This is a genomic window from Plectonema cf. radiosum LEGE 06105, from assembly GCF_015207665.1.
Classification (GTDB): Bacteria; Cyanobacteriota; Cyanobacteriia; order Cyanobacteriales; family Nostocaceae; genus Rivularia; species Rivularia radiosa_A.
The window spans coordinates 12,164-39,129 of sequence record NZ_JADEWL010000061.1 but is presented as its reverse complement, the minus strand read 5'-3'; the positions used below and the strand labels follow the sequence as shown (position 1 = coordinate 39,129).

The 26,966-nt window shown below is 36.4% G+C and carries 25 protein-coding genes; 10 read left to right on the top strand and 15 right to left on the bottom strand.

The window, feature by feature from the left end; all coding sequences use genetic code 11:
• Positions 1-150 precede the first annotated feature (150 nt).
• Complete coding sequence (locus IQ247_RS17890) at positions 151-360, bottom strand: Hfq-related RNA-binding protein (RefSeq protein ID WP_193922368.1); 210 nt, start codon at positions 358-360, stop codon at positions 151-153.
• Between the two features lie 116 nt (positions 361-476).
• Here IQ247_RS17890 and dapF point away from each other — a divergent pair, with 116 nt between their 5' ends.
• From dapF to rfbB, 4 genes are all read left to right on the top strand, one after another.
• Positions 477-1,316 (top strand): diaminopimelate epimerase, encoded by an 840-nt coding sequence (dapF, locus tag IQ247_RS17885; protein ID WP_193922366.1) that lies wholly within the window; start codon positions 477-479, stop codon positions 1,314-1,316.
• A 237-nt stretch (positions 1,317-1,553) separates the two neighbouring features.
• Positions 1,554-1,925 carry a ribosomal maturation YjgA family protein gene (locus IQ247_RS17880; RefSeq protein ID WP_193922373.1) on the top strand — a complete coding sequence of 124 codons (372 nt, stop codon included), beginning with the start codon at positions 1,554-1,556 and terminating at the stop codon, positions 1,923-1,925.
• Between the two features lie 126 nt (positions 1,926-2,051).
• Positions 2,052-3,044 (top strand): glycosyltransferase, encoded by a 993-nt coding sequence (locus IQ247_RS17875; protein ID WP_193922364.1) that lies wholly within the window; start codon positions 2,052-2,054, stop codon positions 3,042-3,044.
• Positions 3,045-3,259: 215 nt separating this feature from the next.
• Positions 3,260-4,321 (top strand): dTDP-glucose 4,6-dehydratase, encoded by a 1,062-nt coding sequence (gene rfbB / locus IQ247_RS17870; protein ID WP_193922362.1) that lies wholly within the window; start codon positions 3,260-3,262, stop codon positions 4,319-4,321.
• Positions 4,322-4,456: 135 nt separating this feature from the next.
• Here rfbB and msrA read toward each other — a convergent pair whose 3' ends face one another.
• The 6 genes from msrA to IQ247_RS17840 all read right to left on the bottom strand — a co-directional run bounded on the left by msrA (position 4,457) and on the right by IQ247_RS17840 (position 10,236).
• The gene (msrA, locus tag IQ247_RS17865; protein ID WP_193922360.1) at positions 4,457-5,110 is read right to left on the bottom strand and encodes a peptide-methionine (S)-S-oxide reductase MsrA; all 654 of its coding nucleotides are present in this window, start codon (positions 5,108-5,110) and stop codon (positions 4,457-4,459) included.
• Positions 5,111-5,319: 209 nt separating this feature from the next.
• Entirely contained in the window at positions 5,320-6,090 is a 771-nt protein-coding gene (gene hpsJ-A / locus IQ247_RS17860; protein WP_193922358.1) for an HpsJ-like protein, cyanoexosortase A-associated, read from the bottom strand.
• 168 nt (positions 6,091-6,258) lie between these two features.
• Complete coding sequence (locus tag IQ247_RS17855; RefSeq protein ID WP_193922356.1) at positions 6,259-6,429, bottom strand: hypothetical protein; 171 nt, start codon at positions 6,427-6,429, stop codon at positions 6,259-6,261.
• Complete coding sequence (crtA, locus tag IQ247_RS17850) at positions 6,429-7,280, bottom strand: cyanoexosortase A (protein WP_193922354.1); 852 nt, start codon at positions 7,278-7,280, stop codon at positions 6,429-6,431. Before crtA ends, IQ247_RS17855 begins: the two co-directional genes overlap by 1 nt.
• Positions 7,281-7,515: 235 nt before the next feature.
• Positions 7,516-8,787 (bottom strand): PEP-CTERM sorting domain-containing protein, encoded by a 1,272-nt coding sequence (locus IQ247_RS17845; protein ID WP_193922353.1) that lies wholly within the window; start codon positions 8,785-8,787, stop codon positions 7,516-7,518.
• A gap of 804 nt (positions 8,788-9,591) precedes the next feature.
• On the bottom strand, positions 9,592-10,236 hold the full coding sequence (locus IQ247_RS17840) for a PEP-CTERM sorting domain-containing protein (RefSeq protein WP_193922351.1): 645 nt from the start codon (positions 10,234-10,236) through the stop codon (positions 9,592-9,594).
• A 571-nt stretch (positions 10,237-10,807) separates the two neighbouring features.
• Here IQ247_RS17840 and IQ247_RS17835 point away from each other — a divergent pair.
• The 5 genes from IQ247_RS17835 (at position 10,808) to IQ247_RS17815 (ending at position 15,743) form a co-directional block, all read left to right on the top strand.
• Positions 10,808-11,254, top strand: a complete 447-nt coding sequence (locus IQ247_RS17835) for a rhodanese-like domain-containing protein (RefSeq protein ID WP_193922349.1) — start codon at positions 10,808-10,810, stop codon at positions 11,252-11,254.
• A 264-nt stretch (positions 11,255-11,518) separates the two neighbouring features.
• Positions 11,519-12,274, top strand: a complete 756-nt coding sequence (locus tag IQ247_RS17830) for a TIGR04283 family arsenosugar biosynthesis glycosyltransferase (protein WP_193922347.1) — start codon at positions 11,519-11,521, stop codon at positions 12,272-12,274.
• Between the two features lie 184 nt (positions 12,275-12,458).
• Positions 12,459-13,580 carry a hypothetical protein gene (locus tag IQ247_RS17825; RefSeq protein WP_193922345.1) on the top strand — a complete coding sequence of 374 codons (1,122 nt, stop codon included), beginning with the start codon at positions 12,459-12,461 and terminating at the stop codon, positions 13,578-13,580.
• Positions 13,581-13,629: 49 nt separating this feature from the next.
• A complete protein-coding gene (locus tag IQ247_RS17820) occupies positions 13,630-14,793 on the top strand; it encodes a CARDB domain-containing protein (protein ID WP_193922343.1) in 1,164 nt (387 codons plus the stop codon).
• A gap of 383 nt (positions 14,794-15,176) precedes the next feature.
• On the top strand, positions 15,177-15,743 hold the full coding sequence (locus IQ247_RS17815) for a GIY-YIG nuclease family protein (protein WP_193922341.1): 567 nt from the start codon (positions 15,177-15,179) through the stop codon (positions 15,741-15,743).
• A gap of 117 nt (positions 15,744-15,860) precedes the next feature.
• Here the strand turns inward: IQ247_RS17815 and IQ247_RS17810 are convergent, their stop codons facing one another.
• The 3 genes from IQ247_RS17810 to IQ247_RS17800 form a co-directional block, all read right to left on the bottom strand.
• A complete protein-coding gene (locus IQ247_RS17810; RefSeq protein WP_193922340.1) occupies positions 15,861-16,577 on the bottom strand; it encodes a M50 family metallopeptidase in 717 nt (238 codons plus the stop codon).
• 295 nt (positions 16,578-16,872) lie between these two features.
• A complete protein-coding gene (locus IQ247_RS17805) occupies positions 16,873-17,562 on the bottom strand; it encodes a response regulator (protein ID WP_193922338.1) in 690 nt (229 codons plus the stop codon).
• 236 nt (positions 17,563-17,798) lie between these two features.
• On the bottom strand, positions 17,799-18,287 hold the full coding sequence (locus IQ247_RS17800; protein WP_193922336.1) for a putative signal transducing protein: 489 nt from the start codon (positions 18,285-18,287) through the stop codon (positions 17,799-17,801).
• A 561-nt stretch (positions 18,288-18,848) separates the two neighbouring features.
• Here IQ247_RS17800 and IQ247_RS17795 point away from each other — a divergent pair.
• Positions 18,849-20,792 carry a right-handed parallel beta-helix repeat-containing protein gene (locus tag IQ247_RS17795; protein ID WP_228059837.1) on the top strand — a complete coding sequence of 648 codons (1,944 nt, stop codon included), beginning with the start codon at positions 18,849-18,851 and terminating at the stop codon, positions 20,790-20,792.
• A 51-nt stretch (positions 20,793-20,843) separates the two neighbouring features.
• Here IQ247_RS17795 and IQ247_RS33165 read toward each other — a convergent pair whose 3' ends face one another.
• The 5 genes from IQ247_RS33165 to IQ247_RS17775 all read right to left on the bottom strand — a co-directional run bounded on the left by IQ247_RS33165 (position 20,844) and on the right by IQ247_RS17775 (position 26,934).
• Entirely contained in the window at positions 20,844-20,966 is a 123-nt protein-coding gene (locus IQ247_RS33165; protein WP_265579695.1) for a hypothetical protein, read from the bottom strand.
• Positions 20,967-21,066: 100 nt separating this feature from the next.
• A complete protein-coding gene (locus IQ247_RS17790) occupies positions 21,067-21,597 on the bottom strand; it encodes a cache domain-containing protein (protein WP_193922334.1) in 531 nt (176 codons plus the stop codon).
• Between the two features lie 381 nt (positions 21,598-21,978).
• Positions 21,979-23,271, bottom strand: coding sequence for an exonuclease subunit SbcD (gene sbcD / locus IQ247_RS17785; protein ID WP_193922332.1), 1,293 nt, complete (start codon positions 23,269-23,271; stop codon positions 21,979-21,981).
• Positions 23,272-23,486: 215 nt separating this feature from the next.
• On the bottom strand, positions 23,487-24,209 hold the full coding sequence (cysH, locus tag IQ247_RS17780) for a phosphoadenosine phosphosulfate reductase (protein ID WP_193922330.1): 723 nt from the start codon (positions 24,207-24,209) through the stop codon (positions 23,487-23,489).
• 586 nt (positions 24,210-24,795) lie between these two features.
• Positions 24,796-26,934 carry a PAS domain-containing sensor histidine kinase gene (locus IQ247_RS17775; protein ID WP_193922328.1) on the bottom strand — a complete coding sequence of 713 codons (2,139 nt, stop codon included), beginning with the start codon at positions 26,932-26,934 and terminating at the stop codon, positions 24,796-24,798.
• Positions 26,935-26,966 lie beyond the last annotated feature (32 nt).

The window sequence follows — 26,966 nt, the reverse complement described above, 5'->3', positions numbered from 1 at the left end:
GAGGTGGGGAGATGGGTTAAGTAATCGGCGGTTAAAACCGCTACTACACAAGCAAAGTCCACCTGCGTGGACTTAACCTATTTTAAACCCGTGCAGACGGGTTTTGTTTGTTTAGCTGCGGTAATAAAGCGCCAGATAAATTTTCAAACATCACTGTCTCAAATAAGCGATTGCTTGCTTCCAGACTGTGATTTTTTGATTATCTTTTTCCATGACACAGAAACATTGTGAGTCTTGCCATAAAACTGTTCCTGCGATAATATCCCCAGTTATTAGCTTTAATTCAACCGATGTGTTTTCTTTGATTAACTTTTGAACTTGTTTGATGCTGGGTAGTGAGGTATCGAATTCTGTCAACATTTTGTATATCAATGGTAGATAGTGGTTAATGGATAGTTGATAGTGGTTGGTGGTTTAAAATACTTCACAACTAACCACTAACAACTAATAACTGTAATAATTCATCTATTAGACAAATGGCAATTGAATTTACTAAGTATCAGGGTTTAGGTAACGATTTTATTTTGATTGATAATCGCTCAAGTTCTGAACCTGTCGTGACTCCAGCCCAAGCAATTCAGCTGTGCGATCGCCATTTTGGTATCGGTGCTGATGGTGTTATTTTTACCTTACCTGGTGAACATGACACTGACTATACGATGCGGATTTTTAACTCGGATGGTTCGGAACCAGAAATGTGTGGTAATGGTATTCGCTGTATGGCTGCTTTTCTGGCTGAATTAGAAGGAGATGCTTTGAAAAGGGATACATACCGTATCCATACTCTCGGTGGTACAATTACACCTCAAATAATCTCCGATGGTCAAGTTAAGGTGGATATGGGAATTCCTAGATTGATTGCGGGTGAAATTCCGACTACTCTCGCTGCTGAAAATGAAAAGGTAATTAACCAAACTCTAGAAGTTGCGGGTAAATCTTGGGATGTCACCTGTGTAAATATGGGTAATCCTCACTGCATTACCTTTGTAGAAGACGTTACAGCAATTGAGTTAGAAAAAATCGGTCCGCAATTTGAACATCACCCAGCTTTTCCCGAAAGAATTAACACTGAATTTATTCAAGTTGTCAATTACAACTACGTAAAAATGCGAGTATGGGAACGCGGTGCGGGTATTACTTTAGCTTGCGGTACGGGTGCTTGTGCATCCTTAGTTGCTGGAGTATTAACAGGAAAGTGCGAGCGAACAGCTACCGTAGAACTTCCCGGAGGTCCATTATTAATCGAATGGTCGGAAATTGACCAGCGAATTTATATGACGGGGCCAGCCAAAAAGGTCTTTACTGGGAAATTTTAAGTTTATTTTAGAACCCGCGCAGGCGGGTTTGGTTAGTGTAGCCGCGACTTATAGTCGCCAGGTAAAGTATTAAATTAGACTTTCAACACATCCTCTTAGAAGTCGGGTTTTTAGATTAAGTCTGTGTAAGATAAGACAATCATTGTAAAAACCCGACTTTTCACCCCTACGAATGATAACGGAGACTATAACTTGAGTTCACCTGTGTTTAAATATCGCTTAGCGCTGCTAGCAAATATGATAATTATCATTCCTTTGGGTTATATAGTTAGATTTTCTCAAGGATTAAATCCAGCGTGGCTACATGATGCTTTAGGAGCCGTTGCCTACGAGATATTTTGGATATTATTATTTGCTTTTATTTTTCCAAAAGTTTCGCTGTTGCGGATTGCGATTGCAGTTTGTCTGGCAACTTGCGCTCTCGAATTTTTGCAGCTATGGAAACCACCATTTTTACAAGCCGCTCGTTCCACTTTACCCGGTAGACTGGTTCTAGGAAACACCTTTGTTTGGACAGATTTTCCCGTTTACTTCGTTGGTAGTTTTCTGGGATGGTTATGGGTACGCTTTCTCAAGGTTAAAGGTCAAAGGTTAAAGGTTGAAGGTTGAAGAATTTTTAACTACTAATTCTTAACTGATTATTTACCCAACTGTATCTTAAATATCTTGCAAAATTCTTGAAAATTTTTTATAGAGTACAAGGCTTTTATTAACTGTACAATCTAAAATTAGATTATGCGAAAACTTTATTTTTTACTTCCTGGGACAGATGGTAAATTTGCTTGTGGTGGTTTATGGGCAGAATTAAAAACTCTAAACCTTGCGAAACAAATATGCGATGCTGATGTGGTGACTTACCGTCAAAGAGAAAAAGACAAACTGTTCTTAGATGATGTACTTCAGCAGCAAAATTTAAACGATGTCATATTTATAATTAGCTGGGGATTTGATGTCGCAAAACTTGCTTCCCGTCTCAAGTCTTATAATGTTGTTTACCATGCTCATAGTGCTGGTTATGGTTTTAAACTTCCGGCAAATATTCCAATTATTACCGTTAGTCGAAATACTTTAGGTTATTGGGGGCAATTATCACCCCATTCTTTAATTTATTATTTACCAAATCAAATTAGCGATGAGTTCAATAATCGAAATATTGAACGAGATATTGATGTTTTAGTTTTAGCGCGTAAATCTTCGGAATATTTAATCAAAGATTTAGTTCCAGCATTGCGGCAAAAGTGTAAATTAGAGTTTGTTGATTATTATATAGATGATATTCAAGCATTATTTAATCGAACCAAGATTTATATTTATGATTCCGCTGAATACTGGGCGCAACAACGAGTAACAGAAGGATTTGGCTTACAACCGATGGAAGCTTTAGCTTGTGGTTGTCATGTTTTTTCCAGCATGAATGGTGGACTATCTGATTATTTAGACCCCGGATTTAATTGTAGTAAAATTGCCGTCTATTCTAAAGAATATGATATGCAACGTATTATTAAATTGCTGCAAAACTGGTCGGCTTTAACTTTACCTGAAAGTTTCTTCCAAGAATATCGTCGCGAACATATTATTCCCCGTTTTCAGATTATTTTAGCTGAATTAAATGATTTCTTTGACCATAAACAAAATCAGCCTTCAAATATTAAACCATTAACAAAAATACGGATGGCAAAATTATCTACACAAAGAATAATTAATAAGGTAAAAAAGAAATTGCAATAACACCCTTTCATCTTAATCCCCAATATATAAATTATGTAGAGACGTTGCAATGCAACGTCTCCCTAAATTTCAAGATGTACGAGTTTTTCCAGTAAGAATGAAATGATTATCGGTTGCAATGCAACGTCTCCTTAAATTTAGATATCTACCGATAACTCTGTGAAATAATAGTATAAAAATCAACTAATTCATACATCTTTAGAGGAGTAAATATAATGAGTCGTAGATTATTGGTAACAGGTGGTGCGGGGTTTATTGGTTCCAACTTCGTGCATCATTGGTGTGAAAAATATCCTTCGGATAGAATAATCGTATTGGATGCCCTTACCTATGCGGGAAATCGCGCTAATAATAGTTATTTAGAAGTAAAAGATAACTTTCGATTTGTCAAGGGAGATATTTGTGATGCTTCCTTAATTAAAGAACTTTTAGAAGTAGAAAAAATAGATACTATCGCTCATTTTGCTGCTGAATCTCATGTTGATAGGTCAATTTTAGGACCTGGTGCTTTTGTCCAAACCAACATTGTGGGAACCTACACACTTTTAGAAACTTTTCGTCAATATTGGTTAGCTAAAAATCAACCCGAAAATTATCGTTTTTTACACGTTTCTACCGACGAAGTTTACGGTAGCTTAAGTCCAAAAGACCCAGCTTTTACGGAAACTACAGCTTATGCTCCGAACAGCCCTTATTCAGCATCCAAAGCTGGTAGCGACCACTTGGTTAGAGCTTACTATCATACCTATAAATTACCCACAATTATTACTAATTGTTCTAATAATTATGGTCCCTATCAGTTTCCAGAAAAATTAATTCCCTTAATGTGTATTAACGCTTTATTAGGTAAATCATTACCAGTTTACGGTGACGGTAAAAATGTGCGAGATTGGCTTTATGTTGGAGACCATTGTATTGCTTTAGATGTAGTGATTAATCATGGATTACCAGGAGAAACTTATAATATCGGTGGTAATAACGAAGTTGAAAATATTAACCTCGTTCATATGTTATGCGGATTAATGGATAAATTAGCTCCCGAATTACCACTAAAACCCTCAGAAAAATTAATTACCTTTGTCAAAGATAGAGCGGGACATGACCGCAGATATGCAATTGATGCAACTAAAATTAAAACTGATTTAGGTTGGACACCTTCAGTAACCATTGAAGAAGGTTTGCTTCTAACCGTACAGTGGTACCTTAACCATGGTGAATGGTGGAAACCTTTATTATCTCAAGAATATCAGGATTATTATTGTAAAGTGTATGGATAGTGGATAGTGGTTGGTGGTTAGTGGATAGTGGATAGTGGATAGTGGATAGTGGTTGGTGGTTAGTGATGGATAGTGGTTGGTGGTTAGTAGTCTTAACAACCATCAACCATCAACCATCAACCAACAACTAACAAATTAATTAACAACACCAACGGGACAAGCAACATTAGTTCCACCTAATCCGCAATAACCGTTGGGATTTTTAGCGAGATACTGCTGATGATAATCTTCAGCATAGTAAAATTCGGAAGCATCAAGAATTTCTGTGGTAATATCCCCATAACCAGCAGACTTCAAAGCTTGTTGATAAGAATCTTTTGATGCTTGTGCTAACTTCTTCTGTTGTTCAGAATAAGTGTAAATTCCGGAACGATATTGAGTCCCAATATCATTTCCTTGACGCATTCCTTGAGTAGGATTGTGGCTTTCCCAAAAAGTTTTTAACAGTTGTTCGTAACTTACTTTTTTGGGATCATATACAACTAACACAACTTCATTGTGACCAGTCATTCCACTACACACTTCTTTATATGTAGGGTTCGGGGTTGAACCAGCAGCATAACCTACAGCAGTTGTATAAACTCCGTCCAACTGCCAAAATTTACGTTCCGCACCCCAAAAACATCCCATCCCAAATATAGCTTTCTCCATACCTTCGGGAAAAGGAGCTTTGAGACGATTTCCATTGACGTAATGTTTCTCAGGTACCAACATTGACTCTGCTCTTCCCGGCAAAGCCTCTTGGGGAGTAGGTATAGTCAATTTTTTGCCAAGTCCGAATAATCCCATTGCTTATAACTCTTATTTATGAAAAACGTCTTAATCTTACTTCATATTATTTTAAATACTTTGTGTCAAATCGTGCGAGTGTGGAAGATACGACAAAGGTCAAAGGTTAGAGGTTAAAGGTGAGGAGTTAGGAGTTAGGAGTTAGGAGTTAGGAGTGAGGAGTTAGGAGTTAAGAATTATCCCCCTTATCCCCCCATCCCCTTGTCCTCTTAACCGCGTCTAGCCCAAGCGGTACTGCGGAAAATTGTGATAAATAAAGCACCAGCAACCAGCGCTCCTAAATTCCACTTTACAGATTTTTTGAGTAAGTTAAGTCGTTGACTTGAACGTGCAACTTTTACTTGATTATCGAGTTGATTTTCACCTTGATTAATAAATGTAGAAACCTGCTGCTTTGCTTGTTGTAATTCTTCCGGACTTTTAATTTCTGGAGCGCGTCCCCCGTTCAAACGAGCTAAAAACTGTTGCATTTGAGCTTCAGTTACGGGACCATCCAAACCTTTTTTAACTTGTTCAATTACAGATTTTTGTTGATTTAATCTAACTGTAATTTGCTGATTATTCTGTTTATGAATTCTGACTGTATTGATAATTCCTAGAGGTACAGTTATAAAATATATAATCCCCAACAATAAAGTCAACCAAGATAGAATTTTGAGAATAATTGTTTCTTTTTTTTCTCGTTCGTTTAGTCCTGCTAAAAATACGAATGCAAAGCCAATTAAAGGAACTGCAACTCTTTCCACTAATGCACCAAAAGTTTGAAATTCCCAGTTAGGATTCATGAAATTGGCTGGGACAAACATTTCAATTACATCAAACAAAGCGAGTATTAAAAGTCCATAACCTACCCAGCGTACAATGGGTAAAGAATCTACCATTCCAAAGACGAATCTAGAAAGGTCGTTGGTAGTTTGATTCAAATTTCCGATTTGACCTAATAATGATTTGTTTGAGCGTTCGCTGTCAATTTGAGACATGGTTTAATGTAATTTCTATTAATGGGTTTATGTCTAATTTAGATGCAGGCAATTTAATACATGAAGAAAATCAACTAGCAAAAACGGTTCTAGTTATTATTCACAGATAGTTTTAGATTTAATTCGATATTTATGCAAGATATGACGAAAACATTACATAGAGAGAAATTAATTTTCTTCTATAAATGCTGCTATTTGTAAAGGTAAATCAGGTAAGTCAGAATTATTTTTTGGTTTATTGGGAAATGTAGTTACCAGAATTACTCTTACTAAAACCAACACAACAGCAGTAAAAATTAATGCCAATAAAGGAATACGAACTTGGTTCCAATTATTCATCAATCAGAACTCCGAGTAATTTGACTTTTTTCTTCCTGGTGTAAGAGTAACCAATAGAAACATCCAAAAATTAAAATACCTATCATTCCGTATAAATACGAAGCTTGTCCTCCATGCCAGTTATGAAAAGCGGCTTTATTTGATGCAGCGAATATTGTCAGCATTACTACCCTAATTGCGTTGATTACAAATCCAATTATTATTGCCACAATCGGGACGAAAAATCTTTTGCTGCGATGTATGGGAAACATTACTAAAGCAAGTACGGAAACACTGAAAATATAAATGATAGTGTCTAAACCAGAGCATTCAGTTGTTACCTCTACCCCACCATCGGGTAAATTAATGAAAACTCCTTGAGTAGTTACATCAAAGCCGCAATAGTGCAAAAGGAAAGCTGAAAACTTAGCGGTTAAAGGAGCAATATCTAATAATAAGCTAGCAATTACGCTGGGTACACTTAAGAAAAATAAGATAGTAAGTTCCTGCCAATATTGCTTTAATCCCTTAAAACCAGAAGCGAGTAAAGCAACCCCCAAAGCTGAAGTAAAAGATAAAAGACGCATTATATTACCATCAGCTAGGTTCGCACTTTCCCACAAAACCCAACTAATCAAGCCTATACCTACAATACTAGATACAACTTCACTTTCAAACTTCAAAGTATGGCGTTTTTCCCAAGTTAATGTTCCCACAGCAAATAAAAACAGTAGACTCATTCCTAAATGTCCAGTATCATCAGCCTTCCAGATGAGAGTTAAACAAATTGCTTCTAAACCCGCAGCAATTCCTAGCAGCCAATAACGAGTATCTTTAAGTATTTTGGGAGAGGCTATATCAGTTATATTCATTGCAAGTTGCGTTATCTGTATCTGTTTTTCGACGCAGTTTTAATCAGAAAAAATATTTAAATGTGCTTATAGATTACACATTCGTGAAATGTAGAGACGTAGCAATATACTTTGTCTCTACAAATCAATTCATTAGTAAGTAAAGAATCTGACGATTCTATCCCACGTGTTTATCCTCTGTGTAAGAGTAAAGTCAAGTTGTGTCAGAAAAAAATTTTATTCTAACCAGATTGACTTAAGCTTCAGATTTCGCAGCCTGCATTTGCTTACGCTTCCGCATGAATTGAGTTCCGAATGCACCTGCTGTCAGGGTTCCTAAGATAGTCATCGGTTCGGGGATTTCTTCAGAATTTTGAACAATCGGGATTTGACGCATTTGTACATTACCAGAATTAACAAATGTCAATCCTGTGACAAAAGCAGTGGGATTATTAGGATCTAGTCCTGCGCTGGTTTCAATACCTAAAATTCTGAATCTATCTACACCGCTACTAGCGAAATCGTAAGTATTTCCACCTGTAATATCGAAACCGGAATCTATATAATCATTGAGTGCAGCATCAAATAAAAACAGGTCATACAAGTCATCTCCAATACCAGTCGGCAGAAGCACAGAAGCAATGTTCGGACCGTTATCAACAATGTAGCTGTAACCAACAGCAATTACAGGGTCAATGAAGATTGGTACAGTCGGGTTTATAATATTGAAATCAAAGTTAAAACCTTCTTCAGTAATTACTGGTAGTAAGGGATTTTCTGGACTCGAACCTGGTAATTGACCGTTGCGAACCGCGAAAGACCAAACTCCAGGAACAGGTTCGGGAAGGTTGCTAGTATTTTGTAAATTTAATACTTCATTTGTACGAGAACCTGGAAGAGTAAAGAAGTTAGTCAAGTCGCCTGCATCAAAACCTGCTTGTGCTGGTGTTCCTCCAAATCCGTTGCTACCACCACTAGCATCTCCAGTTGTCCACTCTAATTGATCGTAACGGTATTCAATATCGAAGTTTCCATTACCTGTGTCTTGTCGGTTGCGGAGTACTGTTTGGAAAGTATTTGTCTTGTCACTGTTTTGATTGTAATAACCGACATTATTCCAAGTGACAACAACGGTATCTGAGTTGGGAGAAGCAACATAAACCTCACCACAAAATGCACAGCGAGTATCAACATCTGCCCAAAAAGGCGCAATCATTGGCAGATTGGAAATAGGGAAAGCTTGAGGTGTAAAGCCAGATAATGGTCCGGAGAAGGTCAAATTCCCATTATTGTTGATGAAAAAGCGATCGAAATCATTCCCAAAAAAATTAATCCCGAAGGGTAAATTTAACTGGTTTGTCGAACCATCATCGTTCCTAGGCAGGGCTAAATCACCAAAACCGGCATCTCCACCAAATCCATCAAGAATAATGCTAGTAGCTTGAGCATTATTGGCTGTTCCGATAGCTATAAATGCCGTACCAATGACAAGGATCGACAACTTTTTCAAGATAATTGAAATGGACATTGAATTCTTTCCTTTTAGGTAAATACTGACGTAAATTACTTCAATAGTCACATCAACTCGCTCTGACACTTGGTAACATGAGATAATACCCTGAAAAGATATAGTGTCAGATATTACTTATTTATTCAATGAATCTAGCAGCAGATTAACTTCATAGAGTTTTGTCCCATTAGTCCGTCGGGGAATATAATTCCCTGTCTAATAACATAAGTCCTATAAATAGAACTCGGATACAATTCTTTAAAATTAATGGGACAGATCAATCGCCTGAGTCGTTGCCGCGACTCAGGTATCATTTTGCACTAAAAATGACCGTCTAACTATAAAGTTTACGCAAAGACGGCTTAGAATAGATAAAAATTAAGTGAAAACACTGAAAATAATTGTAAAAAAACTAGTTAATTCCTTTTTCAGAAGTAACAATCAGATTAATACCAAAATATATAAATGATTTTTCGATAAATTGCATTGTATAATTTATATTCAGTAGATATGGGATTTTATTTTAATTACTAAAAATAGGCGCTAGAAGTCTTATTGCTAGGTTCAAATTCTCTCGTAGCGTCACACAACGGCAATTACACAGGAAGTTTCCTACAGTCAAAAATATGCTGGCGTTGCTAAGTCCTAATTTAATCTCTACTGAAAAGAAAAACCCGGCTTCATAAAGAAACCGAGTTCAAGATAAACAGATACAGCATATTTCATCTTTATGAGGCATATTCGGACGGGCAGGGATGCCCATCCCACGCATTGCTTTATAATATAATGCTGTATGTTTGCCGTTGATAATACTGCGTTACCTTACAAATATTGATGTTTACGCTTTTTGTAAAACATCGCACCCAATCCACTCACTAATAACGAACCTAAGATAGTCGTAGGTTCGGGAACTTCTTTAACTTCTATAGATTTTAAAAAGTATTCGTTTCCTGTATCTTCACCAACAGTGAAACCTAATACTGTACCTTTTGCATTGAATGAAGTAAAGTCGAAACTTCCGATACCTGTATCAATTGCGTTACCACCAGGAATTGCAGCGGCAACTAACTCGTTTCCATCGACAAATAATTTAAAGTCGTCGTTGGTATCAACTTTAGTAAAGGTAGCAGAAATTAAACTTACTAATTTATTGAAGCCTAAATTAAGTGTTTCTTTTTTACCTAAAGCGTTACCATCGATTTCATTACGTTCTCCTTCTCCACTAGTAACTCCGAAGCCGTTTTCACCTTGAAAAACATTGCGAATTTCACCATCACGAGTTATTCCAGTTGCAGTGACCTCTAAATCTTCTTTATTCAGGGTAAATGATGGAGCTTGTTGTGAGGGTGAATCGCTAAAATCAAATGTAATTGATGCGGCTAAAGCTGCTGAAGTTGTTGTTAAAGCTATTGTTGCAGCACTAGCAGTAGCGATGGATATTCTTTTTAAGATGGATGAAACAGACATATCTATAGTTCCTTCAAATGGTTAGAAATCATCATTTTAAAATTAACCTTTCAGAGTCTGTAACTACCATATTTACTAATAATTTAGTCATGACTGCCGAAAAGATTAACTTTGTTGTAAAGCACCAATTTAATAATTGCTAAACACGTAATAATTTTCTCCCATAACAGAGCTTACGTACTAACAATCCATTCACTTTATAGATTCAACTACGTAATTTAAAGTAAATAATTTGCCCTATATAAATGGGTAGATGATAAAATTACCCAGCTAAAGCAATTTCAAAGTAAGAACACCGAAAATTACTTTCTCCGAGAGAAAATATCATATATTTATTACCTACTTTCGTCGTTATTACGGTAAATGAACCTATTTACAATTACATTCGTGTAATTAAGTATGATTATGCGCTAAATTTGATTTTTATTGATAAAGGCATTGTAAAAAAATAATGTTGTTTTGAAAAAATAACAGTAATAGTACTTAAACAAGATTTGTTTCTGCGACCATATTTTAATCCCTCAAATCAATGAGACGATAAAGAAGGTTATAAAGTCCCGGAGGTACTTGAATGTTCTATTTACTCCAACTGCTGCTAAAGCTGAATTTCTCGGATGTTAGACTAATCACTATTTCGGAATTTTTGCAATACTCTAAGGGTCAAACTTCACCAACCCCATTAATTATTGATGCTCGTTCACCAGAAGAATACGCAGTCAGCCATCTTGAATCGGCACAATTGATTGCAGCTGATAATTTAGATTTAGATAAAATAATACTTTCGGAAGTACCTTTAGATAAACCAATCGTAGTTTACTGTTCAATAGGCTACCGTAGCGCCAAGGTTGCTCAGCATCTGTCCTCCGCAGGATATGAAAATGTTTTTAATTTGAGCGGTGGTATTTTCCAATGGGTAAATCAAGGAAATCCTGTATTTCAAAATCAGCATTCGGTAGAAGTTGTCCATCCTTATAATTCAATTTGGGGAAAACTACTCAAATCTAAATATCATGCTTAGAAGGTAGTGTGAGCGTCTCGCTTACGCTGGTGGGTGGTACTCCTATCCCGCTCGAAAATTACCTATTTCTCTTTACCTCTTTCCTCTGCGCTAAGAGCGTCTCTGCGGTTTTTTTTTTCTCCCTGGAGGGAGACGCTGCGCGAACGGTAATCTTTTAACGGGAAGGGAGTAGTATGAGCGTCTCGCTCACTCACTGACGCGGGTGGGTGGTACGCGGGCAAGATTCCCGCACTACGAACATCTGTCAAAATAATTAATCTAACAATGTCCCCAGTTTCAATTATAATTCCTACCCTCAATGAAGAAAGCTGTCTAAATAATACTTTGCGTCATCTCGCTTTACTCTCACCACTACCCAAGGAAATTATTGTAGTTGACGGTGGTAGCGAAGATGAAACTTTGATCATCGCAAAAACTGTTTTTGAAACTTTTGTACCGACAGTAAAAACCCAAGTGTTGAAATCTCCAAATCGCGGTCGTGCGGTACAAATGAACTATGGTGCGAAAGCTGCAACTGGGGATATTTTATGTTTTCTTCATGCTGATACTCGCGTACCCGATGATGTAATTACTTTAATTAAGACAACTTTAATCGATCCAACAATTGTTTGTGGTGGTTTTATTTCTTTGATGACTGGTTCTCAAACTACTCGTTGGGGTACTTCGCTGCATAATTATCTGAAAACTTATTACGCGCCTTTACTATTTAAACCTCATTTATTTATCAAAGGTTTACGTTTATTATTCGGCGATCAGGTAATGTTTTGTCGTCGCCATGACTTTTGGGAATGCGGTGGTTTTGATCAAGCGTTACCGATTATGGAAGATGGAGATTTGTGTCGAAAACTTGCACGCAAGGGAAAAATATGTTTAGTCAACCGTGTGGTGCAAAGTTCAGACCGTCGGGTTGCACGTTGGGGTGCATTAAAAGCAAATGCAATTTATCTATACATTGGCTTCCTTTGGGGAATAGGTGTTAATACTAACTATCTTAAGCAGTTTTATCAGGATATTCGCTGATTTATTTAAATATGAAGTTTTATCACGAAGTGTGCAAATGACTGAATATTTCAGAAGTGACGGACGTATAAATTATTAACGGGTTGAATAAAGCACAATTCGCAATCAACTGCACTTTAACAAGTGTTTGTATCAAATTTATTTTTGATTACTGATAATTGACAACTATTTTAAGGAGTTCCACATGAAAATGAAGTGGATTGTTTCGTCATTACTAATGATAAGCTGTGCAACAGCGGGTTTAGTATATATTTTTAACGATAAACCTGCTGAGTCCCATATTCCCACGAATGCTAGTGAAGTTAGCAATTTAACAAGTAAGTTGGCTAATAGTGACGCTGTGGTTTACGGCGTTGTCAGCAATGTTGAATATCAAATGTCATCAGAAAAAGGAGAATTTGCCGAAAGTCTTCCTTACGCATTTGTTACCTACAAAATTCGTCAGGTAATCGCTGGTGAAAAGACAGAGGAAGAGGTAACATTACGATTTATTGGTGGTCCAGATGGACAAGGTGATTTCCTAGAGGTGACGGGAGTACCTGCTTTTCAAGTTGGTCAACAGGATATACTTTTCATCCAAAATAATGGCGAAGATGATTGTCCATTAGTTCATTGCGGTAACGGTAGATTTCAAATCTATGAAAATCGCGTTTACGACTCCCACGGAGTCCCGGTAGTGGGAATCGTCAAAGGTGTAGTGGAAGCTAAAGGATTACCACAACCAGCATTATTGCAGGTTTCTTATCCCGCACCATCTTTTGATGACTTGCTCAAACGTGAAGATATTAAAGAAATTTTGAGCAAAGTTGCACCGCAAGGAAATATCGATATTTTAAGGGAAAGATACCAGAAGGAAGCACCAAAAACAATAGATTTTACAACAGAGCTAGCACAAGCTACTAAAGACCAAGATAGTGGTTCCGAATCAACTCCATCATCACAACCTCGACTTTCTACAGAAGGTGCGATTCCATTAGATAAATTTATCGAAGTTCTGCAAAAACAAGCAAGCAGTATTAAAGGTACCGGACGTAAAGTTATCAGCGTCAATCCCAAAGAGCCTTTTAATGCTAATGTTCTAGTTCCTACAAAGCCGAGTGAAGCTCTTGTACGAGAAACACCAAAACTCGAAGAAACCGATCAGGACAAACGCGAAAGATTATTGCTAGAAAAACAAGATTTTAATCCGGTTCTCAAGGAATCTCCCGTTACTCAACCGACTATTAATCCAACTATCAAACCGGGAATAATCAAGAACCCCGGACTTAAAATACCTTCACCAACCATCAGACAAATCGACCAATAATTTTGTATTAGTTTTGTATTAATTTTGATAAATTTTGAGGAAGTGTAATATGGGTATTTTTTCTCGTGCTTTAAAAAGCGCCTTGCCGATTATATTGACCGCAGTTAGTCTTAATCTTACCATTCCCGGAGAAGCTCAGGCATATTCTACCAGCAGTTGTCTAGGTAAAAAACTCAAATGGGATTCTAACAGCAAAACCCTGCGTGCTAACTCTAAAAGCTTTCCTGCGGGAACTATTTGGGAAAATGCTCTGAAAACTGCGATCGCGAGACTCAACCAGAACCCCAGTAATTTCAATTATGAATTGACCACAGATAGATCTTCTCGAAGATTTAACCGTCAAAGTGAAGTATGGGGTTCCACTAATAACCGTATATTAAAAGGCGCTCCAGCAGTAGCTTATGTCCGGAGAACTTGTTACTGGTTATTCGGAAAGCACGTCAAACTCAAAGAACTCGATGTTGTTTTTGATTACGGTTCCCCTTGGAGATGGGATGCATCAGAATTGAAAAGCAATTTGATTGGATACGCAGTCAGAGAACGTCGAGATCCTCTTGCTCTGCGTCCTTTCCAAACTACAGCTATTCACGAACTCGGACATGGTTTGAAGCTCAATCACGTCAACTCTGAATATAACGTTATGGGTAGAGACTTCGAGCATATTCACGTTAACGGTTCTCAAGCTAGAGCTTATCTAGGTGAAGATGCTGCTGATGGTGCAGTTGCTCTCTACGGTACTCGCTCCCCAGCTAGACAGGATTTAGGAGTAGTGCATTGGAAATACAATAGTGCTTCTGGAGAATACAGCGACCATACCAAAACGCAGTTATTCAACAGTGCGAATGCAGTCTTATCTAACTTTAATGATAGTCCTGATAATCGTGGCGAAACTCGCTACCGTGTTAATCCTGGACAGCAAGTAAGAACCGAATTTTCCTACGAAAACAACGGTGCTTCAACTCAATCGAACGTCCGTGTAGGCTTTTACATATCAACCAACGATACGATTTCTACTACTGATCAGCGCATTGGTGGAACAACTCTTGACCTTGGTCGAGGTAATGTTAACACTGCTAGACACACGGTCACTATTCCTAGTTCGTTACGAAGAAATCGCAATTATTGGTTGGGTGTTATTGTCGATGAAAATAACAGTATTAGCGAAAATGTAGAGTGGAATAACGCAACTTATATTCCGATTAAAACTGAATGATTTTGTTGTAATTATATAATGGGTGGTACAGATAAATAATGTAGAGACGTTGCACTGCAACGTCTTTATCTTTATATTCATAGTTAAATTCAATAATAATTTTATACAATTAATTAATGAGTTTTTGGTATAAATTACTGATAGAAAAACAACCGCAGAGGCGCAGCGTTCGCGCAGCGTGTCGCGACAGCGACACAAAGTGCGGTCTTGGGGTACCCCCAAGGGTCGCAACTTTTCAAGACAGAGAGCGCTGAGGGAAGAGATAATGAGGGATGGATAATTATACGGCGGCAATAGAATGGTTATATTTTTAACTTTTTGAGGTGTTTGATAAATCACAAAATAGTGATAACATTTCTTAGCTATATTCTGTGGGAATGTAAATGAAAACAAATCAACTTGATTTGTTCTCACTGTCGGAAATTGAGGGAGCGATAATTAACAGAACTCCCGTGTTATTGATGGATGTGAAAGCTTTAAAAAAATGGAAAAAGCAAATATCCGTCCATCAACAACAAGTGAGAACAAGTGAACCTATAGTGCAAGTCGCTTTATTTGAAATGTCATCAACACAGGTTGACCCGGATATAATAGATCCGTTTGAACTAAAACCGTGTTCGTTGTCATTTTATAGATTACCAGCAGACAGTCCCGGTCAAGCTTGTCTTTATTTTGTCATTGATATGGCTGCTAATTTACTGCTGTATGTCGGTGAAACCTGTAAATCGAATCATCGCTGGAAGGGAATACATGATTGTAAGCGGTATATTGAAAAATATCAGGATTTAAATTATCAATACGGTTTGAAAACAGCAGTTAACATCGCTTTTTGGTGGGATACACCCTCAGCTACCAGGGCGCGACAAAAGTTAGAATTAGCCTTGATTCAAAAATGGAAATCCCCTTTTAACAAAGAAAATTGGAAACTTTGGGGACAACCGTTTGGGTAAATCAATTCGTACCACCGGAGTTAGTACCACCGGAGTTAGGAATTGTAGAGACGGGGCGTATTGCTACGTCTGTACGGGAGTTAGTACCACCGGAGTTCATTGTCAACTGTCAACTGTTCACTGTTTATAGGCAATTCTTAAACTTTGTACGAGAATGACAAGAGATGCGATCGCCATTAGTCCACCCCAAAACCAGTAAGGTAAAAACAATTGTCTTTGTATTTGTCCTGTATCGGAAAGTCCTAAAGGTCCTGCGGTACGGGTAAATAAATAATCAAGTTGATGATAAGTACTTATACAAGCTTGGACACCAAGAAATTGAATGCTAAATCCTTGAAACGAACGGTTCGCTTTCAAACCGATACCCAGGATAATTAGACCTAATAATAAAATTGCGACTATTCCGAACAAGGAACGTACCCAAATTAATACTGAAAATAGTAAAAATCCGCCTAGTATTTTTAAACTTAAGCTTGCTATCTTGAAACTGCGTGATGCCAAAATTAACATCGCACCTGCAATCGGTGGTCCCATCGGTCCAGCAGCAGCTACGAAAGCGATACCAATCGGACCAAATCTACCGCTGTATTGTGCAACACCAGAACCATCAGGAAAAATTTGTAGTTGCCGAAAGTTTCCCCCTAATAGTATGGCTGCTAAACCGTGACCCATTTCGTGAAACCAAGTAGCCAGAATAGAAAATGGGTATAAAATATAATCACCGTATGGTATTTGCCATAGTGCGATCGTCGCTACAGCTGCTCCAATTAACCACCATATTCCGATACGGTCAACACTGGCGTTTAATCTAGATTCTAATGATTTAAGATCCATGCTATTAAGGGTCAAAGGTCAAAGGTTAAAGGTTAAGCATTATTATTTTGGCGTTGCTGAATTTAAGTATGAATTTAAAATGTAGAGACGTGATATATCACGTCTCCCAAGATATATCACCTCTCCCAAGGTTTTCAAAATCACGCAAAATCATTTTCATACATCTTTTGAGCAACACCGTTATTTTTATATAATAATCTAATCCCTAATGCCCCATGCTAATGCCCTGTGGCTAATGCCCATTCCATATACCATTTATCTACAAATTAGTCAAGCAGCTTAGGTATAGTATATTTCAATCAATTAAACCGACTTCCCTGGCACGAATTCTAGTAATCATGCGGAGATTTTTTCCTTGATTTTTCAATTCTTCACTATCAATACCTAAAGCTTCTTGGAGATTAAACCAATAGTGACGTACCATCCGCTCGGATACACTAATATGTTGAGCGATTGCTTTATCCTGTAACCCTTCCTGATAAGCTAAAGTCAGCAGTTTTAACCACTCTGGTTTTTCTTCCAATCCAAAATTCATCTGAGGAATGTCTTTAATATGAGTTATTCCCTGTAAAGCCCATTTGATTCTATTTAACATCTCTTCTACACAGAGACTTTTATCAACTACTGTAAAACCTCCAGAGTGAGAACTAATCTCATATCTCATCCTGACTAAAGCTTTAATGTAAGCGCTTTGTATGACAATATTTACTTGAGGATAGTTTTGCATTATATTCTTGAGCATCTGCATTCCCGTCTCAACAGTTGCTTTTTTGTCACACTGTTCAGATATATTAATATCCATAATTACTAAATCAGGATTGAATGTCGAGATTTGTTTGAAAGCATTTTCCGCTGTTTTAGCTGTAATAATTTCTGCATCTGCATATGTAGAGGTTAGTACATTAAACGTTCCATGCAAACACAATTCATGATTGTCAATCAACAAAATTTTCAGCGGCAATTTTTCCGATATATTCTGGTTCATAATGAGTTACTAATATTTCAAAAATTTTGATGACTAAATTACTCAAATCGTCTCTAAATATAATTTCTCTGGATGTAACACCAGAAATATCAAAACTCTGTATCCCTTTGCATTTAAAAGTCTACAATTCCAATGCCAACAAATTTTACATAACTCACTCCTTGATGTATTTTTCAGAAAGCTCTGTAGATGTTTCGCAAGCAAATCGGGAAAATTCTGTAAAATGTAACAAAACTTTATAATAAAAAAGCGATAAATTGCCAAAAAATGAAAATTATCAGTATATCTAAGATGATGGTGATTGTTGCTTTCAAATAGCGATCGCGACTAATACCCCACCCAGAGAAGAGTAATACACCCAACAACCACAGGGAATAAAGCTGTAAGGGGAAAAAGATTAAACCAATGACAGCAGAGCGGAAAGCTGTTTCGAGGGTTTGATCTGCGGGTGAGATTTTTTCAAATTCATCATCAGCAGTATCATCATCAAAAGCTTGGAATGGAATATTAGTAGCTGTAAGAATATCAATTGCATTATTTATATCTGCACGATGCACTTTTAACTTAATCCAGCCCACAGCAACGCTTAAATGCCATGCAAAATTAGTTGTCGCTTCATCGGCAAGTATACAACTGATTCTTGCGGCTTTTAATTGCTGTTGGGCCAGGGATGCTTCAATAGAGTTTGTAAAAGTTGCGATTGTTACAAGTTCATCGTAATTCATATTATACCTTCCAAGAAATTAGACTATTCAGATTATTAATTTGGTAACTGCAATAGGTATTTTTATTATCAGAAATACTAAAGTCAAAAAAATATTACCTACAGAAATACATTATCCTAGACTTTCTACAGCTTTTTTTTGATTACTAATTTTGCATATTGTTAATTTTTATAATATTTTTGTGAGATAAATTAAGACTTTGCTATTCGGGAAGTGTAAATCAATTATTACAAATTTTTAAATTCTCTAATCCCTTAAAGTATGGGAATTTACACAAATAATAAAAATATTTTTTGCATAAATACAACATGAAAAAAATCATCAAGCTCATTTTATCTAAGTATTTATACTGCTTGTTTTTTCAGTCACAAATTTCCATAAAAACCAATCGATTAGATGTGTTTATATAAGTATTTATTTCTGAGTATTTATACATATTTTCTATAGAAAGAGGTATTTAAGATAACTTGTAAAGCGGATTTTTATTGTTAAAAATAAAAGTGTCCGAACAAAAAATCAGTGTGCGTTTGCCGAACTCATTTTCAGGAGAAAAAATTACTCATGAATGATTTCGACACACCGCTTAACAGTGAATCATCTTTGATTGCAAACTCTCAACAATTAGTTCCTAATTCTGCATTAGAAGGAACAAATTTGATTTCTGGAGATTCACAAAATGCCTCTAATTCTTCAATGCTACCTACCCTAGAAGAGGACATTTTACGTTACGAAGCCGAAGAATTGAATCTAAGCAGTTATTTAATTGAGTCAAATAATGCATCTTCAGGAGGGAAACATATCTCTCTTGTCGGTAGCGATACCGGAACAGCAACAGGTGTTTTCAACGGTAAAGCTGGAAGTTATCAGGTAAATGTCGGTTTTTACGATGAAAATGATGGAGTTTCCTCAGCTAAAGTGACAGTTGCAGGTGAGACTCAAAGCTTTTTATTCGATAAAGACTTACCAGGAAATGCTGCTGTTGCAGAAACTTTAACTTCTCGGTTGACTCATTCGGAAATTAAACTGCAACCTGGTGATACTTTTGAGATTGAAGCACAAATGAATGTAGGTGAATTTGCTCGCTTTGATTACATTGAATTCGTTCCCATGGATGAGAAAATAGATTCTCCTAGTGAGAAGTCTGAATACTACATTTCACCGAATGGTAGCGACGAGAATCCAGGTACAAAAGAAAAGCCTTGGAAAACCATCGATTATGCTGTAAGTAAAGACTCTGCGGTGAAAGCTGGGGATACAGTTTTAGTACAACCCGGTGTGTATACAGAGTTAATTACCCTGGATAAATCAGGTAATCAAGAACTTGGTCACATTACCTTAAAAGCAAATGGTAAAGTAACCTTAAAAGATCCAGATCCGATCAAAGGGGATTTTAGAGAGGGTGTAATTCAGTCTGCTGGTGAAGGTTATTGGATTATCGATGGGTTCCGAATTGAGAATACATCCTGGGCAGGAATTTCCCTAAGAGATGCGAATAATATGATTGTGCAGAACAATCATACATTTGAGACTGGTGCTTCAGGTATTATTGTTTTACCTGATAGTTACTACAAAGGTGGAGAAGCTGAAGTTACGAGTAAAGACATCAAAGTAGTAGATAACACAATTGAACGAGCTAATTGGAGATGGACAGGTAGAGGAGATACTAGAGGGACTCAAGAAGCTTTGAGTATTTGGGGTGTAGATGGTTTTGAAGTTGCGAACAATATAGTCAAAGAAGGAAAACGTGAGGGTATCGATGCTAAAACAGGTTCTCGGAATGGTTCCATCCACAATAATACTGTGACGGATGTTGCAAAAGTTTCTGGTACACCTGGAGGCTATAATGGGGGACCTGCTATCTATATTGATGGTAATCGTGCTAACACTTTCAATATCGATGTTTACAACAATGTTGTTTACGACAATGTTGCAGAAGGAATTGTAATTAATGATGAAGAACCCCGAATCGGTGATGTTAGAGATATTCGCGTCTTTAACAATGTGGTTTACGGTAATGGTAAACAGGGTATAAATAGTGGTGCAGGAATAATGGTGGGTAGCAACGTCAAGAATGTGGAAATTACTAACAATACTTTGTCGGGAAATGTTCAATCATTTGTAATTGATGGTAGTGACTTCTTTAAAGGTGATAAAATCTCTAATGTGGTATTACGCAACAATATTTTTGCAAATCCCAGCTACCGCAATGGTTTCATTGAAGATGCAGATGATGTAATTTTGGACAACAATTTGTTTACAGATAGTCTTGACGAACTTTTTGTACAAGGTAATGGAGTCAACAACTTGAAAGAAACAAACAATCTTCAGGTTAAATCAATAGGCTTTGTAGATTCAAAGACTAACGATTACCATCTAACTTCTGATTCTCCAGCAGTTGATACTGGTACGAATGTAATTCCCAATTATTTAACTACTGATAAGGATGGAAAACAGCGAAAAATAGATAAGGCTGTTGATATTGGAAGTTTTGAGTACGGTAAATGATTCTCAATCATCCTATAAGACAGATGAATTTTCAGTAGGGGTTTGAATTTTCTACACAGAAGTCGGGTTTTTATCAAAATTATCTGTTACTACAGATATGTATCCTAAAAACCCGACTTCTAACACCACTTCCTTGTAATTTAAACCAGTCAACAGCGAATAATAACTAATCATCTGAACTTGATATTATTATTCGAGTATCTGTGCCATTCAGTTATCAGTGAACAATAGTCTAATGACTGTTTACTGTTTACTGATAACTGTTAACTGATTACTATTCTATTTTTTGAATATCTTCTAATTTTGCCAGTAAAAGGTCGCTGATAATTACGCCAATTAACATAGAATGTTTATTAAATACTGGAATAGAATAAGTTGTTAAAAGAATATCCTCACCAGCTTTGCCAATATCAAAATAAGGAACGCTCCAGACAGCTTTCCTTTGCTTTACTGGAACCTCATACCAAACAGTTTTACTGTAACCAAATTCCTTTGCGATATCTCTACTTTCAAATCCATTTTTAACTCTAAAGACGAAAGGACAGGAGCAATGTATTTCAGGTGAAAAAGCAAATGCATTCCCAAATATTTCCGGATTTTGTTGTAAATGGTTTGTTAAATAAGTAAATATATCATTAATATCTAAATCGGTATTTTGAAAATCAAAGGCTAGTTCTTCTGTTGCTTTTTCAATAACTTTTCTTGTTTGCTCTCGATAGTTGACAACTTCTCTATTTTTTAAAATAGCAAGATAGGTTTTTAAAAAGCAGATATCAAAATTAACATTGCTAAAAATATTATTCATTTTTGCTTAATTCTATTAACAGTTCATCAATGAATTAATGACGCACCACCATTAATCATTGATTCGGGTACATCATTGTATTTAAATAACAGTGACTCGGAAAAAGTGAGTCACTTATTATGACTGAAATCTAGCTGAATTAAGGGAATGTGGGAGGTAGGAATTAATTTTATTTATTCCTAGCTTAGTAATATCACACAATCAGTTTATACAGTAAAAATATAAATTAAAAAATGCTGTATTTATACGAATTTTTGGTAAATCTTTTGATATTTAACATGAAAAGTTTACTTGCAAAAAAATACATATCATATCATGTCCGGTTCAACACTTGTAATAGAGTTGGTTCGGGAACAGTCAACAATTACCAGTCAACAATATTTACAATAAACGTAACTGTGTATTTTCATTAATTATAGAAACTTCATTGTCTGCTGAATCAAACAATTCTTCTTCCTGGGGACTTAATAAATTATGTGCTGCTTCTAACATGAGATTAGCAATATCTTGGAGGTCTTCACGGTTGTTTAAATAAGTTTTTAATGCATCCATTGGGTCAATGCTGCTACTCGCACTCAATTCTGGAAGACGAGGGCGAGCTAATTGACTAACTAATTCTGGATGAATCGTGTAAGTATGGGCTGGATTTAGTATTTCTTGTAGAGAAGTATTATCAATTAAATCCAACTGTTCCGAACGCAGTTTGTAAACCAACCTAACAACCGCATCTTCGATATTATTTTTGGCTACAGCTTTCGAGATTGCCGTTAATGGATCTTCGGTTTTGGATACATCTACTTCGATGGTACGGAAAGCACGGACTGATAAAGGACAAAATTCCCATTTTGCGCTACCCGATTCAACTTCTACCATTACATAGCCTTTATCTTCCTTTTCTTCACTAAAATCAACTCGTTCAATACTTCCGGGATATATCACCGGAGGTTTATTGGATTTATTCAAATTTTGGTGACGATGTACGTGTCCTAAAGCGACATAATCGAAACATGGACGTGTCAGCAAAGATAAAGGAAGAGTAAAGCCTTTACCTACAGCTAAAAAACGTTCTGCACCCAAATTAGCATTATCTGCCATTAAATGAGCTAAAAGTACAATTGGTACATCTGGATCGAGACGACGGATTTCCCCTTCTAATACAACTTGTAAACGTTCCGTTAACAGTTGATTGATTTCTCCAATAGATAAACCCTGAGTTTCCTGACGTGTCATTAAAGCAGAACGAGTCAACCAAGGTAAAGTAATGACCTGTATCGCACCGCTACGAGTTTGAATATTGTGCGTATCTAAAGTATCTCCAACAACAACACCAGGTACACCCAAAGTGCGGTAAATACATAGACTCGCTCCACCTTGTCCCTGAGAATGTTGGTCATGATTCCCTACAAGTAGAACTGTCGGAATTTGAGCATCAACCAAGCGACGAAACTGACCCGCAAAAGCTTGCTGTACATAAGGTGGCGGCGTTGCGTCGGGAAAAGCATCACCACCAAACAACACCAAATCGACTTGCTCTGAGATAGCGCGGTCAATGCATATAGATAAAGTTTTGACAAAATCTTCTAAACGTGTATTTAAACCAGTTTCTGGATTAACACGTCCGTGGGTAAAGCCGCTTCCCATGTGAATATCGGAAAGGTGAAGGATTTTAATCATAGTTGACAGTTGACAGTTGACAGTGGACAGTGGACATGATGGTTGTTAGTTGATGGTTAACAGCGAACGAACATACTTAGTTTAGGAAGGGAACTCTTAACAGGAGACGAGGAAGACAAAGAAAAGAGTTAGAAGTGTACTAAGTTTTTTTGGCAAATCGACAGATGAATTTGATCTCAACTGTCAACTGTCAACTGTCAACTGTCCACTAACCCTTAAATATGTATACCACACTCGGTTTTTCCAGTACCACGCCAACGTCCATCACGTTCGCTTTCACCTTCTGCCACTTTGGTAGTAATGGGTTCATCCCCAACGCTGGGATAACCTTGGTCATGTAAAGGATTATAAATTACTTTGTGTTCGCCCACATAATCCCAAGTTTCTTTACGAGTCCAAGTAGCTAAAGGATTAATTTTTAAACGACCTTTTTTATCCAATTCAAATATCGGCATACTTGCGCGAGTTACCGCTTGATCACGTCTGCGTCCGGTTATCCAAGCAACGGTATCAAGTTCATCTAAACCTCGTTGCAGAGGTTCAATTTTAGTAACGTCGTGAAATTTTGTAATGTCTTGCTCCCAAAGTGCTTCACCATATTTAGCAGTAAAAGCTTCGCGACTATCAACATCCCGATTTTTGTAAACTTTTAAATTTACATTGTACAACTGCTTAACTTTTTCCACTAATTCTAAAGTTTCGCGGAAGTGGAATAGCGTATCGAGAAAAATTACTGGTGTTTGCTGTTTGAGTTCCCGATAGAGAATGTCAGTAATTACAATATCATCAACATTGAAAGCGCTGGTTTGTACCAATCCTTCTGAAACATTCTCCACAGACCATGCCAAAATTTCTCTTGGATGAGCAGTTTCGTATTTTTGGTTCAACTCTTCGAGGTTTAAATTGCTCTTATTAGTAGATACTGGGGAAATGGTCATAACAATTAATCGCTCAAATGCTTACATAGCAGGAATAAAGTAATTTTACCGCATAAAGGTGCTTCCATTCGGTCGGAGTTAAGTATTTTGATTTACACAAGCAGTCAAGGGTAAATACACTAGTAATTACTAAGTAAATTTAAGCAATTTTAAGTTTTAATAAATTTTTATAGCTAATTTGTAGATAATTATACGGTTGTTGATAATCTAAGAAAATAATAATCAAAGGATTGTAAAAAAAATGAATGAATCAAAAACTCCAAATGTTTTAAAAGAATCCTTACTCATGGGGTTTTTGGTGATGCTTACCGGCGCTAGCGTCATCACCATCATGAATATGTTTTAGATCAAAAACGGCTTTTATTGTGTAATATAAGTTCACATTACCCCGCTCGTGATTGAGAGGGGTTTTTAATTTTAGATTAGGAGTTAGGAATTGTAGAGACGTAGCAATGCTACGTCTCTACGGGAGTTAGGAGTTAGGAGTTAGTGCGTTAGCGTTCACGCGAAAGCGTGCGGCTCAGCGTGTCCGCAAGGACATACCGGAAAGCTCGCTAGAGAAATCTTAACCTTTAACCTTTAACCTTTAACCTTTAACCTGAAAAACAGGAATCTCAATGATAAAATCTGTACCTTGACCAAGTATAGAATTACAAGATAAATTTCCAGCGTGTTTATCTACAATAATTTGATAACTAACTGATAAACCTAATCCCGTACCTTTTCCTACTTCTTTAGTGGTGAAAAATGGGTCAAAAAGTTTTGAGATGATATTTGGAGGAATACCGGAACCGTTATCAGAAATACGTATTTGAACTGTATTTCCATTGATTTTTTGAGTATAAATACTAATTTTAGGAATTAAATTATGATGATGAATAAATTCCTCTTCTAAAGCATCAATTGCATTAGCTAAAATATTCAGAAATACCTGATTTAATTGAGAAGGGTAACATTCAATTAAAGGAAGATTCCCGTATTGTTTAATCACTTCAACACCGGGAAAATCTGGTTTAGCTTTCAAGCGATTTTGTAAAATCATTAACGTCGATTCCATCCCTTGATGAATATCTACTTTTTTGAATTCAGCTTCATCTAGACGTGAAAAATTACGTAATGATAAAACAATTGCACGAATGCGTCGTGTACCTTCTTCCATTGATTTAATAATTTTTGTCAAATCTTCTTTAATAAAATCAAGTTCTATATTTTGAATTTCTTCTTGAACTTCTTTTACTGGATTTTGGTAATGTTTTTGATAAATGTTTAAAATTTTTAATAAATCTTGGGAATATTCGTCAACAAAAGGAAGATTAGCATGAATAAAGTTTACAGGATTGTTAATTTCGTGAGCAATACCTGCTACCATTTGACCTAAACTAGACATTTTTTCAGTTTGAATCAATTGAGCTTGAGTTTGTTGTAATTTTTGTAAAGTCTTTTCTAACTCAATAGCTTTTTGTTGTGCTTCCATTTCTGCTAATTTACGGTTAGTTATATCGGTTGCAACACCCAAAAATTGTTTAACACTACCATCTATTTTACGAGAAAAAACCGTTTGTCTATCGAAAAGCCAATGGTAATCACCATGAGAATCTTTGATACGATATTCAAGTTCTAAGATATCACCATCAGCAGCAGCAATAACTAACCGTTGCTGAGACATGATTTTTTCCAAGTCTTCTGGATGAATTATTTTAAACAATATTTCATTTGCCCAATTTTGAATTTGTTGGGTAGAATAACCAAGAATTAACGCAACTTCTTGATTTGCGTAAATATTTCTTTGTTCTTCAATATCATAGATATAAAGTATATTTGGAGAAGAGTCAGCAACACGCTGGATAAAATGCTGACTAGCTTTGAGTTTTTCTTCTGCTTGCTTGCGTTCAGTAATATTAAATGTCGTTCCAATTAAACGATAAATTTTACCTTGATTATCTTTGATCGGATTCAAAGTTGTTAACAACCAAATTTCTTTACCTTGTAATATAAGAGATTCTTCATAAGTAATAGCAGCACTGCTTTCTATGCATTGTTGACATTTTAAATGTATTTCCGCTGCTGCTTCAATACCAAATAATTCTTCTAAACTTTTATCAACAACTTCAGCATTTGATAAACCGATCATCCGCAGTCCAAAAGAGTTAATACCTACACAAATTAATTCACCATCTGGATTAATGTCGATGACAAATATATTGTGTTCTATGCCATCGTAAATACTGCGGATAAATTGTTCTCTTTCTAATATTTTGAGACTTTCTTCTACTTGTTTTCGTTCGGTAATATTTTCGTAAATACCGAGAATACCCACCACATTACCTTCATTATCCCGTAAAGGAATTTTACTTGTATCTACCCAAAATAGGTTTCCATCTGCTTGTACTTGAGTTTCAATAATATTTGCTTGGGGAATACCATTATCCATCACTTGCCGATCCCATTCCCGATAGTAATCTGCTTCTTCTTGTGTCCAAGGTAAATCATAATCGCTTTTACCTACTATATCCTCCGGTTTGTTAATACCAGCATCTTCAGCAAAATTGCGGTTACAACCAAGATAAACTGAATTTCTATCTTTCCAGAACACGGAATGTGGGACATTATCGATTGCAAGTTGTAATATTTGTTCGGTGTGTTGTAATTTATCCTTTAAATACTTATTTTCTCGCTTGAGCGATTCATAAATATTTTTATCGATGGTGATAGAATTTTTAGTCATGCTAGAAAAATCATCTACAATTACAGTTTTTA